At 71.8% G+C, this 12,763-nt stretch carries 13 protein-coding genes and 1 pseudogene; 6 read left to right on the top strand and 8 right to left on the bottom strand.

Annotated features, from left to right (window positions below):
* The first annotated feature begins 271 nt into the window (after positions 1-271).
* The 6 genes from efeU (at position 272) to HUT10_RS33425 (ending at position 5,629) form a co-directional block, all read left to right on the top strand.
* The gene (gene efeU, locus HUT10_RS33450) at positions 272-1,117 is read left to right on the top strand and encodes an iron uptake transporter permease EfeU (RefSeq protein ID WP_176174834.1); all 846 of its coding nucleotides are present in this window, start codon (positions 272-274) and stop codon (positions 1,115-1,117) included.
* A complete protein-coding gene (gene efeO / locus HUT10_RS33445) occupies positions 1,114-2,250 on the top strand; it encodes an iron uptake system protein EfeO (RefSeq protein WP_176174833.1) in 1,137 nt (378 codons plus the stop codon). Before efeU ends, efeO begins: the two co-directional genes overlap by 4 nt.
* A complete protein-coding gene (gene efeB, locus HUT10_RS33440) occupies positions 2,247-3,506 on the top strand; it encodes an iron uptake transporter deferrochelatase/peroxidase subunit (protein WP_176174832.1) in 1,260 nt (419 codons plus the stop codon). The genes efeO and efeB overlap by 4 nt, the downstream gene beginning before the upstream one ends.
* Positions 3,507-3,567: 61 nt before the next feature.
* The gene (locus HUT10_RS33435; protein ID WP_176174831.1) at positions 3,568-4,137 is read left to right on the top strand and encodes a TetR/AcrR family transcriptional regulator; all 570 of its coding nucleotides are present in this window, start codon (positions 3,568-3,570) and stop codon (positions 4,135-4,137) included.
* Positions 4,134-5,201: an SGNH/GDSL hydrolase family protein gene (locus HUT10_RS33430; protein WP_176178144.1), complete on the top strand. Its 1,068-nt coding sequence runs from the start codon at positions 4,134-4,136 to the stop codon at positions 5,199-5,201. The genes HUT10_RS33435 and HUT10_RS33430 overlap by 4 nt, the downstream gene beginning before the upstream one ends.
* 17 nt (positions 5,202-5,218) lie before the next feature.
* On the top strand, positions 5,219-5,629 hold the full coding sequence (locus tag HUT10_RS33425; protein ID WP_176174830.1) for a PPOX class F420-dependent oxidoreductase: 411 nt from the start codon (positions 5,219-5,221) through the stop codon (positions 5,627-5,629).
* Between the two features lie 402 nt (positions 5,630-6,031).
* Here HUT10_RS33425 and HUT10_RS33420 read toward each other — a convergent pair whose 3' ends face one another.
* From HUT10_RS33420 to HUT10_RS33385, 8 genes and pseudogenes are all read right to left on the bottom strand, one after another.
* Positions 6,032-6,571 carry a S1 RNA-binding domain-containing protein gene (locus HUT10_RS33420; protein ID WP_176178143.1) on the bottom strand — a complete coding sequence of 180 codons (540 nt, stop codon included), beginning with the start codon at positions 6,569-6,571 and terminating at the stop codon, positions 6,032-6,034.
* 22 nt (positions 6,572-6,593) lie between these two features.
* Positions 6,594-7,157 carry a hypothetical protein gene (locus HUT10_RS33415; RefSeq protein ID WP_176174829.1) on the bottom strand — a complete coding sequence of 188 codons (564 nt, stop codon included), beginning with the start codon at positions 7,155-7,157 and terminating at the stop codon, positions 6,594-6,596.
* Entirely contained in the window at positions 7,154-8,494 is a 1,341-nt protein-coding gene (locus tag HUT10_RS33410) for a hypothetical protein (protein ID WP_254897127.1), read from the bottom strand. Before HUT10_RS33410 ends, HUT10_RS33415 begins: the two co-directional genes overlap by 4 nt.
* Positions 8,491-9,293, bottom strand: a pseudogene (locus HUT10_RS33405) (ABC transporter ATP-binding protein). The gene HUT10_RS33410 and the pseudogene HUT10_RS33405 overlap by 4 nt, the downstream one beginning before the upstream one ends.
* Positions 9,294-9,312: 19 nt before the next feature.
* Positions 9,313-10,137 (bottom strand): zf-HC2 domain-containing protein, encoded by an 825-nt coding sequence (locus HUT10_RS33400; protein ID WP_176174827.1) that lies wholly within the window; start codon positions 10,135-10,137, stop codon positions 9,313-9,315.
* Positions 10,134-10,691, bottom strand: coding sequence for an RNA polymerase sigma factor (locus tag HUT10_RS33395; protein ID WP_176174826.1), 558 nt, complete (start codon positions 10,689-10,691; stop codon positions 10,134-10,136). The genes HUT10_RS33400 and HUT10_RS33395 overlap by 4 nt, the downstream gene beginning before the upstream one ends.
* Before the next feature lie 54 nt (positions 10,692-10,745).
* Complete coding sequence (locus HUT10_RS33390) at positions 10,746-11,678, bottom strand: MazG family protein (RefSeq protein WP_176174825.1); 933 nt, start codon at positions 11,676-11,678, stop codon at positions 10,746-10,748.
* Entirely contained in the window at positions 11,675-12,700 is a 1,026-nt protein-coding gene (locus HUT10_RS33385) for a hypothetical protein (RefSeq protein WP_254897125.1), read from the bottom strand. The genes HUT10_RS33390 and HUT10_RS33385 overlap by 4 nt, the downstream gene beginning before the upstream one ends.
* Between the last annotated feature and the right edge of the window lie 63 nt (positions 12,701-12,763).

Here is a 12,763-nt window from a genome sequence, read left to right as displayed (position 1 = left end):
CACCCGAACAGGTTACGGAGCCACTCAAGAGGGTCACCCAAGCGGCTGACCAGGCAAGCGGCAGGTAAAACCAGGCCCGCTGCCTGCGAAATCACAGAATTCGTTATGGAGTCGACGCGCAAGCCTCTGACCTGCGGTTACCCTAACCTAACTTCGGATCCGTGTCCTGTTTGTCCGGTTGCATCGTTTCGAGGGAGCGACCGCCCACTGGACTTACAGGTGAGCCTTACCTAAAACCATCACGGAAGCAGAAACTCAGGGAGGCGGACCCGTGTTGTTCTCGAGCGCGCTGATCGGCCTGCGCGAAGGCCTGGAAGCGGCGCTGGTCGTCAGCATCCTGGTGGCCTTCCTGGTCAAGACCGAACGGCGGCACGCGCTGCGCTGGGTCTGGCCCGGCGTCGGTGCCGCGGTGCTGCTGTCGGTCGCCGTCGGCGCGGTCCTGACCTACACCACCGCCCAGCTGTCCTTCGAGCACCAGGAGCTGCTCGGCGGGAGCCTGTCGATCGTCGCCGTCGTGTTCGTCACCGCGATGATCTTCTGGATGCGCAAGGCGTCGAAGAGCATCGCCGCCGAGCTGCGCGGGAAGATGGACGACGCGCTGGACGTCGGCCCGGCGGCCGTGCTGCTGCTGTCGTTCCTCGCCGTCGGGCGCGAGGGCCTGGAGACGGCGGTGTTCTTCTACTCGACCGTCCAGGCCGCGCAGTCCGACACCGTCGAGCCGCTGATCGGCTTCGCCATCGGCATCGCCGCCGCCGTCGTGCTCGCCTGGCTGCTCTACAAGGGCGCGGTCCGGTTCAACCTGACGAAGTTCTTCACGATCACCGGCGTCCTGCTGGTGTTCGTCGCCGCCGGCGTGCTGGGCTACGGCCTGCACGACCTCCAGGAGGCCGCGTTCCTGCCGGGCATCAACACCCTGGCGTTCGACGCGTCGAGCACGCTGCCCGAGACGTCCTGGTACGGCGCCCTGCTCAAGGGCATCTTCAACTACTCGCAGCAGACGACCGTGCTGCAGGCCGTCGCCTGGCTGGCCTACGTCGCCGTCGTGCTGCCCCTGTTCCTCAAGCCCAGCAAGAAGACCACGCCGGCGCCCGCCGTCGCGGCCGCCTCGAAGGAGTGACCGTGCGCAAGACCCCCTCGCTGGCCGTACTGGCCGGCGCCGCCGCCCTGGTGACGCTGGCCGCGTGCGACAGCAAGAGCCAGCCCGCGGCGGCCGGCGGCCCGATCAAGGTCGCCGCGTCCGACACCGCGTGCGAGGTCTCCGCGACCACGGCGAACGCCGGCAACCTGACCTTCGAGATCACCAACAAGGGCACCAAGGTCACCGAGTTCTACCTCTACGCCGAGGGCGACCGGATCATGGGCGAGGTCGAGAACATCGCGCCCGGGCTCAACCGGCGGCTGATCGTCGAGGTCGCCGACGCCGGCAAGTACCAGACCGCGTGCAAGCCGGGCATGGCCGGTGACGGCATCCGCGGCGACTTCACCGTGACCGGCGGCGTCGCGAAGCAGAACGACACCAACGCGCAGAAGGCGGAGGCGACCAAGAGCTACGCCGGCTACATCGCGAACAACACCTCCGCGCTGCAGGACGAGACGGTGAAGTTCGCCGACCTCGTGAAGGCAGGCAAGGTCGACGAGGCGAAGGCCGCCTACGCGCGCACCCGCACCTACTACGAGCGCATCGAGCCCGTCGCCGAGAAGTTCGGCGACCTCGACCCGGCCATCGACGTCCGCGAGGCCGACCTCGAGCCGAACCAGCAGTTCACCGGCTTCCACCGGCTGGAGAAGGACCTGTTCAAGACCGGCCTGCAGCCCGACAGCGCGCAGATCGCCGACAAGCTGGTGACCGACGTCAAGACCCTGGTCGGCAAGACCAAGACCCTGGAGCTGTCCGCACTGGACCTCGCGAACGGCGCCAAGGGCCTGCTCGACGAGGTCGCCACCGGCAAGATCACCGGCGAGGAAGAGGCCTTCTCGCACACCGACCTCTGGGACTTCCAGGCCAATGTGGACGGTTCGAAGGGCGCGATCGCCTCGCTGCGGCCGGTCCTGCAGGCCAAGGACCCCGCCCTGGTGTCCACTCTGGACAAGGAGTTCGCGAACGTGCAGGGCCTGCTCGACAAGCAGCGGGCCGGTGACGGCTTCAAGTCGTACACCGAGCTTTCCCAGGACCAGGTCAAGGAGTTCGCCTCGGCCGTCGACGCGCTGAGCGAACCGCTGAGCAAGGTTGCGGAGGTCGTGTCGAAGTGACGTCCACCGAGGGCACGCGCGTCTCGCGGCGGAAGCTGTTCGGCCTGGCGGGCGCGGGGGTCGCGCTCGCCGGGGCCGGGGCCGCCGCCGGCATCGGGATCGACAAGGCGACGAGCGGCAACGCCGAGGCGTCGACGAACGTCGTCGACTTCCACGGCGAACACCAGGCCGGCATCGCCACCCCGGCGCAGGCCAACCTGCACTTCGCGGCCCTCGACGTCACGACGAAGGACCGCGAGAAGCTGCGGGCCCTGCTCAAGACGTGGACCGAAGCGGCCCGCCGGATGACGGCGGGCCAGGAGGTCGTGGCGAACGGCGCGGTCGGCAGCGGCGCCTACGCCCCGCCCGGCGACACCGGCGAGGCGCTCGACCTGCCGGCGTCGAACCTGACCCTGACCATCGGGTTCGGGCCGTCGCTGTTCGACGGCCGGTTCGGCCTCGCGGGCAAGCGCCCGCCGCAGCTGATCGACCTGCCGCTGTTCCCGAAGGACAAGCTCGACCCGGCCCGCAGCGGCGGCGACCTGTGCATCCAGGCCTGCGCGGACGACCCGCAGGTGGCGGTGCACGCGGTCCGCAACCTGGTCCGGCTCGGCTTCGGCGTCACCGAGGTCCGCTGGTCGCAGCTCGGCTTCGGCCGCAGCTCGTCGACTTCGCGCGAACAGCAGACCCCGCGGAACCTGTTCGGCTTCAAGGACGGCACGAACAACATCAAGGCCGAGGAACCCGACGTGCTGCGCGACCAGGTCTGGGCCGAGGCCGGCGACGGCCAGGCCTGGATGGCGGGCGGCACGTACCTGGTGGCGCGCCGGATCCGGATGCACATCGAGACGTGGGACCGCGAGACCCTCGACGGCCAGGAGAAGATCATCGGCCGCACGAAGGGCACCGGCGCCCCGCTGGGCCAGACCGCGGAGTTCGACGAGCTGGACCTCGACGTCGGCGGCGCGGGCGGCGAGAAGCTGATCCCGGAGGACGCGCACGTCCGGCTGGCCTCGCACCAGGCGCTCAACGGCGTCCGGATCCTGCGCCGCGGCTACAACTTCGTCGACGGTTCCGACGGCGTCGGCCATCTGGAGGCCGGGCTGTTCTTCCTGGCGTTCAACCGCGACACCCGCAAGCAGTACGTGCCGATGCAGCAGGCGCTGTCGTCGAAGGACGCGATGATGGAGTACGTCCAGCACACCGGGTCGGCGCACTTCGCGGTCCCGCCGGGTGTGACCCGCGATGCGAGCTGGGCGGACGCGCTGTTCTCCTGACCCGTTTGCCTAAAGCCTTTAGGTTGATCTACCCTGGCTTTAGGCGAACAGGAGAAGGTTAATGGTTCGAGCGGGACTGACCACGGAGAGCGTGGTGCGCGCCGGCGCGGAGCTGGCCGACGAGCTCGGCTTCGACCGGCTGACGCCGTCGGAGCTGGCCCGGCGGCTGGGCGTGCAGGTCGCCAGCCTGTATTCGCACGTCAAGAACGCGCACGACCTGCGGACCAAGGTCGCGCTGCTGGCGCTGGACGAGCTCGCCGTCCGGGCGGCCGCCGCCCTCGCGGGCCGGGCCGGACGGGACGCGCTCGTCGCCTTCGCCGACGTCTACCGCAACTACGCCCGGGAGCACCCCGGCCGGTACGCCGCCGCCCAGCTGCGGCTCGACCCGGAGACCGCCGCCGCGAGCGCCGGTCCCCGGCACGCCGAGCTGATGCGCGCGATCCTGCGCGGCTACGACCTGACCGGGCCGGACGAAACGCACGCGGTGCGGCTGCTGGGCAGCGTCTTCCACGGGTTCGTCAGCCTCGAAACCCAGGGCGGGTTCGACCACAGCGCGCCCGCGGCGGCGGACAGCTGGGTGCGCATCCTCGCCGTCCTCGACTCCCTCCTGCGTGATTGGCCACGATCGTGATCGACATCCCCCTGACCGCGGAGCTCGTCCGCGGCGCCCTCGAACTCGAACGCACCGAAGGCGGCCTGGTGCCGCACCGGCTCCCGGCCCGCGCGCGGGCGCAGAACACCGACCCGCGGCTCGCCATGGCGGAGGCCCAGCCCGCGGGCGTGCGGCTGCGGTTCCGGACGAGCGCCCGCGTGATCGAACTCGACACGCTGGCGACGAAGGTCGAGTACCCGGGCGCGCCGCCACGGCCCGACGGCGTTTACGACCTGCTGGTCGACGGCAAGCTCGCCGCCCAGGCGACCGCACCCGCCGGCGTCCGGTTCGCGGACCTCCCCGGGCACGACAAGGACATCGAGATCTGGTTGCCGCACAACGAACTGACGACGTTGGTGGCCTTGCGCACCGACGCGCCGGTTTCGCCGTCGCCCCGGGCGGACCGGGTGTGGCTGCACCACGGCAGTTCGATCAGCCAGGGCTCGAACGCGATCAGCCCGTCGACGACGTGGACCGCGGTGGCCGCGCTCGCCGCCGGGGTCGAGCTGGTCAACCTGGGCTTCAGCGGCAACGCGCTGCTCGACCCGTTCACCGCGCGGGCGCTGCGGGACACCCCGGCCGACCTGATCAGCGTCAAGCTGGGCATCAACGTGGTCAACGCGGACCTGATGCGCCTGCGCGCGTTCGGGCCCGCGGTGCACGGGTTCCTCGACACGATCCGCGACGGCCACCCGGACACGCCGCTCCTGGTCGTCTCGCCCCTGTACTGCCCGATCCACGAGCGCACGCCGGGCCCGGGCGACTTCGACCACGAGGCACTGGCTTCCGGTTTCGTGCGTTTCCGGGCGACCGGCGAGCCGGGCCCGGGCAAGCTGACGCTGGAGGTCATCCGGGAGGAGCTGGCCCGGATCGTGGCGCAGCGCGAGGACCCGAACCTGAGCTACCTCGACGGCTTGGCGCTCTACGGCGAGGAGGACTTCGCGGACCTGCCGCTGCCGGACGCCCTCCACCCGTCCCCGGCGGCCCACCACCGGATCGGGGCGAGGTTCGCCTCGCTGGTCCTTGACTTCAACAGAGCTTGAAGTTGGAGGCTTCGGTCATGTTCACCGAAGCAGAACTCGCCTACCTCGCCGCCCAGCCACTGGGCCGGCTGGCGACCCAGCAGCCGGACGGAACGCTCCAGGCCAACCCGGTCGGCTTCCGCTACAACCCGGACGAGCAGACGATCGACGTCACCGGCCACAACCTGCGGAACAGCAAGAAGTTCCGCAACATAGCCACGCACGACCGCGTGGCGTTCGTGGTCGACGACCTGCCATCGACGAACCCGTGGCGCGTGCGCTGCCTGGAGATCCGCGGCCGCGCGGAGGCCCTGGTGGGCGTGAACCTCCCGGACAACCACTTCGACGACGCGGTGATCCGCATCCACCCGGAGCGGATTCTGGCCTTCGGCGTCGAGGACTGGGACCGCGAGCCGTTGGAACTGGAGTCGAACATCCGGAACGTGTGATCGATCAGGCGGGGCCGCGGAGGTGCTCCTGCGGCCCCGGCGCGAGGGTGAGCTTGCGCCCCACGCGGTCGATTCCGGTCACCACCACCGAGAGCTCGTCGCCGACCCGGCTTTCTCCGGTGGGCTCCCTGACCAGTCCTTCGACTCCGTCGGGGCCTGGGACCGCGAATCACTGGAGTCGAACATCCGCAACGTGTGATCGGTCAGACGGGGCCGTGGGAGCGCTCCTGCGGCCCTGGCGCGAGGGTGAGTTTGCGCCCCACCCGGTCGATCCCGGCCACGACGACCGAGATCTGGTCGCCGACCCGGCTTTCGCCGATGGGCTCCCTGGCCAGCCCTCCGACTCCGTCGAGGACTGGGACCGCGAACCACTGGAGTCGAACATCCGGAACGTGTGATCGGTCAAGCGCGGGAGCACTCCGGCGGCCCCGGCGCGAGGGTGAGTTTGCGCCCCACGCGGTCCATCCCGGTCACGACCACCGTGAGCTCGTCGCCGACCCGGATCTCGCCGATGGGCTCCCTGACCAGTCCTTCGACTCCGTCGGCGACCTCGACGAAGACGCCGACCGGGCTCAGCAGGGTGACCCGGCCACGCAGTTGCCGTCCGGTTGTGGTGGTGTCGGCGAACGCCTGGAACGGGTCCGGCTGGGTCGCCCGCAGGGACAGCCGGGCTTCCAGGTTCGTCGTGTCGAACGCGAGGAACTCGCCGGACACACGCGCACCGACCTGCACGACGTCGGTGGCGGCGGCGAACCGCCGCCACGAAAGCTCGGGGTAGACGACGAACCCGACGCCGGGGAAGACCGGGTGCGCGGGGCCGTCGTCCAGGGCCACGAACACGCCGAACCGCTCGATCGCCGCCACGGTGCCGGTGAGGAGCTCCCCCGGGTGCAGTGCCTCGAGGAACGCCCACAGCTGCGGGTGCTCGGCCCGTCCGCCCATCACCCGCCCAGGCTCCCACGAGCTACCGGCGGCCACCCCAGGCGGTGTACGCCACGGCCCCCGCAACCGCCAGGACCGCCGCCGTCCAGGTGGCGGCCGCCGTTTGCGGTGGTTGCAGCAGCCACGCCAGTACTCGCTCGGCCGTCGATCCGTTGTCGCGGACGAACGGCGCGATCGCGCACCACACCAGCGGGAGCGTCCAGCCGAACTGGCCGCCCGCGACCGTGGCCGCCAAGCCCGCCAGCCCCGCCAGGCCCGCCGCGTCGCGGATGATGACCGACGCGGCCACCTGGGCCGGCCCGAGCTGCTGGATCCCCAGCACCACCGCCCCGGCCACCACCGCGATCAGCGCCAGGTGGGCGAACCGCCGGACCGGCCACGGCCGGGCCGCCGTCCGGTCGAGCTCGGGGTCCTGGCCGCTGAGCCCGATCGCCGTCACCGCGACCGCGGTGGTCAGCGCCAGCGCGACGAGGACCCCGTTCCACCCGTCCCGGCCCAGCAACCACACCGCGGACGTCGCCACCAGCAAGGCCGCGAAGGCTGCCGGCAGCTGCCGCGAACGCGCGTACAGCACCGCCCACCTCATCGCGACACCAGCGTTTCCAGCGGGTCGCCCTGGCACGTCAGCAACGCCCGGCGCAGCGCGACCACCCGAGTGAACTGCACGTCTTCGGGCAAAGCCCGGAACTTCGCCCACAGCTGCTCGAACACGTCCCGTTTCGAGCTGAACCAGTTCCGGGTGAACTCGGGCAGCAGCTTCAGCTCCCCGGTGAAGTACGCCGCCGCGATCATCCGGGCGCCCATGTCGGACACGTCCGCGTGGCTCGGCGGCACGCACGGCGGCACCCCCGCGCCGGACAGCACCGCCAGCCGCAGGTCGCTCGCGTCCGCCCGGAGCAGGACGTCGTTGCGCTGGAAGTCGAGGTAGACCACGCCGGGGTCGCGCCGGGCGGGCGCGGTCGGGGAGTCGGGCAGGACCTCCTCCTCCACCCGCGTCGGCGCGCCCGGCAGCTTCGCCAGCAGGGCGAGGGCTTCGCGGCCCGGACCGGCCAACGCGGCCAGGCGGTCCCGGTGCATCTCCGCCACACAGACCGGCCCGTCGCAGACCTTCCGGGCGGCGACGTCGTCGGCGGCGAAGACCTCCGCGGGGAACAGCGGCAGCGCGAGGGCGACCCCGGCGGCCAGCGGCAGCAGGCTCAGCAGCCGCGCGCGCACGGACTGCACCGACAGCAGCAGAAATCCGGTGACGGCGAGGCCGAGGAACCACGCCACCTGCCCGGCGTCGACCGCCGCAGCCGTCGTCACCATCGAGCCCCGCGGCTCGGCCAGCGACGGCGTCAGCGTGCCGACCCGGTGCGGCAGCACCGCGTCCAGCCCCGGCTCGAGCGAAATCCAGCAGAGGATCGTCCCGGCGAAGGCCACCACGGCCAGCCCGGGCGCGGTCAGCGGGTGCGGCAGCAGCCGCCCGACCGCCAGGCCGAGCCAGCCGCCGGCGACCACCGCGAGCACCCCGATGCCGAGGACGGGAACGAAGACGGCCGAGACGAACCCGTCGTGGGCCAGTACTTCGCCGACGCCGACGCCGAACACGGCCAGGTAGCCGAGTGCGGTCAGCGCGCCGAGCGCGCCGGCCAGCCGGATCGCCCGCTGCCACGCCGGCCGCGGTGTCGTCGCCAGCAGTTCGACCATGCCGGAGCGGCTGTCGCGCATGCCCTGGATGGCGCCGGCGCCGACCACGACGGGCCAGAGGAACTGCAGCAGGTACCGGATCCACAGCGCGGTCGTGGTGGTGTTCGCGAACCAGGCGCCCGGGTTCTTCCACCACGGTCCGGTGAGCAGGAAGAGGTACGCGAGCGCGAGGACGACCAGCGCGAGGCCCACCCAGGGCGCGATCGAGCGCCGCAGTTCGATGCGGAAGATCACCACGCCCCCCGGCCCGGCTCGTGGTTCAGCAGCGCCGAATACCCACGCTCGATCGGGCTGTCTCCCCGTGCTCGAGCGTGCCCGCCGCGGCCAGCCCCTCCGGCGTCCCCTGGAACACCAGCTTGCCCGCCGCGAACAGCACCACGTCCGTGCACGCCGTGGCGACGTCCTCCACCAGGTGCGTCGAGATCAGCACGCACGAGTCGCGGCCCAGGTCCTGGACCAGTTCGCGGAACCGGAGCCGCTGCGCCGGGTCGAGGCCGGCCGTCGGCTCGTCGAGCAGCAGGATGTCCGGGTCGTTGACGATCGCCTGGGCGATGCCCACCCGGCGGACCATGCCGCCCGACAGGGTCTTCATCCGGTCGTCGGCGCGGTCGGCCAGGCCCACCCGCTCGACGGCCCGCTGGACCGCCCCCGGGATGTCCTCTTTGGACATTTCCTTGAGCCAGGCCAGGTATTCGACGAACTCGCGGACGGTGAACCGCTTGTAGTACCCGAAGTCCTGCGGCAGGTACCCGATCCGGCGGCGCAGCTCGCGCTGGCCGGTGTGCCCGCCGACCGGGGTGCCGAGCAGCGACAGGCTGCCCGACGCCGGCCGCAGCACCGTGGCCAGCGCCCGGATCAGCGTCGTCTTGCCGGCGCCGTTCGGGCCGAGCAGCCCGTGCACGCCCTTGCCGAGGGACAGGTCCAGCCCGTCCACGGCCATCTTCCGCCGTCCCACCCGCACCTTCAGCGCCTCCGCCCGGATTTCCCAGGCGTACGTCGACGGTGCGACCTCGGCGGCCCCTACTGCCCGCATGCTTTCCTCCCCTGAAGAGCTAGTGACGTGCGCCGAGCCGGGTGAACGCCGGCCCGCGCAGGGCAACGACCACCGTGGTCAGCACGAAGACCCCGGCCCACACCGGCAGCGCGCCGGTGCCGAGCGAAAACGCTTCTCCCCGCTGGATGAACGCCGGCAGCACGACGATCGCCACCCACACCACGACCAGCGCGTACGCCGCCCGGCCGACACCGACCAGCCCGCCGAGCGCGAGCGTGCCGGTGGTGAAGGCCAGGCTCGGCAGCAGCCAGAGCGCCGGCTGCGTGCCGGTCAGCCACCCGGAAACCGCCAGCACCGGCAGGACGACGGCGAGCACCGCGACCGTCCGCCGGACGACCAGGTACAGCCCCGCGCGCGGGGTCGCGGTGACGACCTCGTACGCCGGATCGAGCCCCCGCGCCCACGAGACGGCGACGCCGAGCACCGGCAGCACCGGCGCGAAGAGCTGCACCGCTGTCACGTCCAGCGCCGCGCGCCAGACGCTGTCGAGCAGGATCGCCGCCAGCGTGACGGCCGCGATCATCGCCAGCCACGGCGCCATCGCGGGGGTGACCCAGGTGCCGAGCCACCGCCACCGCCGGCGTCGCCGCTGCGGCCGTGGCGCGGGGGCGGGCTCGTGGAACGGGCCGGACGGCAGCCGGACCTCGACCGAGAGCCGGCTCCAGACCAGGTCCACCACCGGCTCGACCGGCGCGATTTCGGCCAGCCGCTCCCGGCAGACCCGGCAGGCCTCGAGGTGCGCTTCGAGGCCCCAGAGCTGATCACCCGGGAGGTCTTCGCCCGCCACGTACGCGACGATGAGCTGCTCCGGCGCGTGGTTCATGACAGTGCCTCCCGCAATGCGATCCGCGCCCGGCGTGCGCGGGTCTTGACCGTTCCCTCCGGCAAGCCCAGCAGGACGGCCGTCTCCCGGACCGTCAGCCCGTCGAGCACCATCGCCTGCAGCACCGCCCGCAGCTCCGGCGCCAGGTCGCGCAACGCGGCGCCGACCTCGTCGCCCATCGTCGAGGCGAGCAGTTCCTCCTCCGCTCCCGCCACCGGTGCCACGTCGAGCGCGACCTCCGGCGGTGGCTGGGCGTGGTGCGCCCGGCGGCGGAACGCGTCGACCAGACGGCGCGCCGCGATCGTCCAGACCCACCCGACCGCGCTGCCGCCGGTGGCCGCGCCCGCGAACGACCCCGCCGCCCGCCAGACGGCCAGGAACGTCTCCTGCATGACCTCAGCGACGATCTGCTCGTCCGCGCACCGGCGGCGCAGGCGCACGGCGAGCCAGGGCGCCGTGCGGCGGTAGAGCTCCTCGAACGCCGCGCGATCGCCCATGGCCGTGCGCCGGACGAGGTGCTCCTCATCCGCGACTTCCAGTGACGGGTGTCTCACACCAAGCAAGACGCCGGGTGAGCCGAAACGGTTCTCACCCGGATGTGTGCTGCATCACAACGAACGGGACGGCCAGAACTTCCGCCAGCCGTCGGCCTCCAGGGTGGTCGGCTCCAGCCCGGCGTCGCGGGCGGCCTGCTCGGCGGCCCGGATGTCCTTGGCGAACTGCTTCGCCACCGCCCGCAGCTCACCCTCGGCGTCGACCCCCGCCCGGCGCGCGGTGGCCGCGATGCGGAACAGCTGGGCGGCCGCCCCGACGCCGTCGGGGAACAGGTCGAGCGGAATGCCCGCGCGCCCGGAGCGCTGCCCCAGCTTGCCCGCCAGCGCGACGGCGGGCTGCCCGAGCGCCACGCCGTCCACAATGGACCGGCGCTGCTTCTCGCGCTGCTTCAGCTCTTCCCACTTGAGGTTCTGGTGCTCGACGGTGTGCACCGGGCCGTCGTCGGCGAAGACGTGCGGGTGCCGCCCGACCAGCTTCGCGACCAGCGCGGCGGCGACCTCGTCGATGCCGAACGGGTCGTCGGTGTCCTCGGCCGCCACCCGTGCGTGGAAGAGGACCTGCAGCAGGACGTCGCCGAGTTCTTCGCGCAGCGCCTCGCGGTCGCCCTCTTCGATGGCGTCGAGCAGCTCGTAGGTCTCCTCGACCAGGTACTGCCGCAGCGACTCGTGCGTCTGGACGGCGTCCCACGGGCAGCCGCCCGGCGAACGCAGCCGGTCCATCACCTCGGCCGCCTCGACCAGTGGCGGCACCGGCGTCTCGATGACGTCGGCACCGGTCGCGATGAGCAGCGCCGCGGCCGGCTCGTCCCGCGACCCGGCGAGCAGGACGACGTCCTTCAGCGACGGCGCCTCGGTGACGGCCGGGACGCCGAACGCGGCGGGATCGACGTCCGTGGCCGCGTAGACGGCGGGTGACTCACGCAGGATCTTCAGCGCCGCACCGGGCAGCGTCGTCCCGCGGACGACTACGACGACACCCGTGCTCACTGCTGCGCGGGCGCGGCACCGCGAGCGGGCAGCACGACGCCCTGGACGGCGTCCTTGTTCGGCACGAGGTTCATGCCCACAACATCCCACACGCCGTACCGCGGGTTGACCCGCAGGCCGCTCTGGCCGAGGTACGGCTGCAGCAGCCGGGTGCCGACCGCGGTCAGCTGCGCGTCGGTCGGCTTCTGGGCTTCCTGGTCGGCCGGGACGGCCTTGTCGGTGCCGCGGGCGCGGATGAAGAAGACGAACCAGTCGGGGCTCTGCGGCTTCTGCGCCTGGAAGACGACGACGTGGTTCGTCTCGGTGCCGAAGAGCGCGGTCGACGCCAGGCCGACGTACTGGGCGGCGCTGAAGAGCTCGGCGGACTGGCCGGCGGAGTAGCCGCTGGGGCCGGGCATGCCGGTCTGCTGGGCCTGCTGGCCTTCCTTCTGCGCCTGCTGGACGACGCCCTGGACCTTGCCGGGGTCGTCGGCGAACTCCTTCGCGAGGTCGAAGGCGCGGGTGCGGGCGGCCTGGTCGTTGTCGGCGGTGGCGCTGATGCCGACGTAGTCCGCGCCGACGGACAGCTTCGGCAGCTGCTTCTGCGCGAGCTGCTGCTCGAGGACGACGTCGCTCGCGACCTCGTTGTGGTCACGCAGCTGCGAGACGATCTGGGTGAGCGCGACCTGGTCGCCCTGCCCGGTGTCGGCGACGGGCACGTTGCGCACCTGCGCGGCCAGACCGGCGACCTTCGCCTGGTCGGCGACGAGGTTTTCCGACTCGCTCGCGCGCACGGTCAGCTCGTGGATGACGGTCTGCCGGACGATCTCGCGGCCCAGCAGGTCGAGCTTGTGCTCGGCGGCGAGCTTGCGCGCGTACGGGTGGTCGCGGACGGCCTGGTCGATCATCGACTGCACGCTGTCCAGGGAAACCGACCGGTCGCCGACGATGACGGCGCTGCCGACCTGACTCGGACCGGAACCGCACCCGGCGAGCAGAAGAGCACCGGCAACGACCGCGACCAGCGCGCGAGGGCGCCCCATGATCCGCATCACAGGCCATACCCTCTCACATCATCGCCCCCGAAACGCAACACCCATGAGGTC

Origin of the sequence: Amycolatopsis sp. Hca4 (assembly GCF_013364075.1) — a bacterium.
Taxonomy (GTDB): domain Bacteria; phylum Actinomycetota; class Actinomycetes; order Mycobacteriales; family Pseudonocardiaceae; genus Amycolatopsis.
The sequence above is the reverse complement of the archived record's forward strand: the minus strand, read 5'-3'. Positions and strand labels throughout refer to the sequence as shown.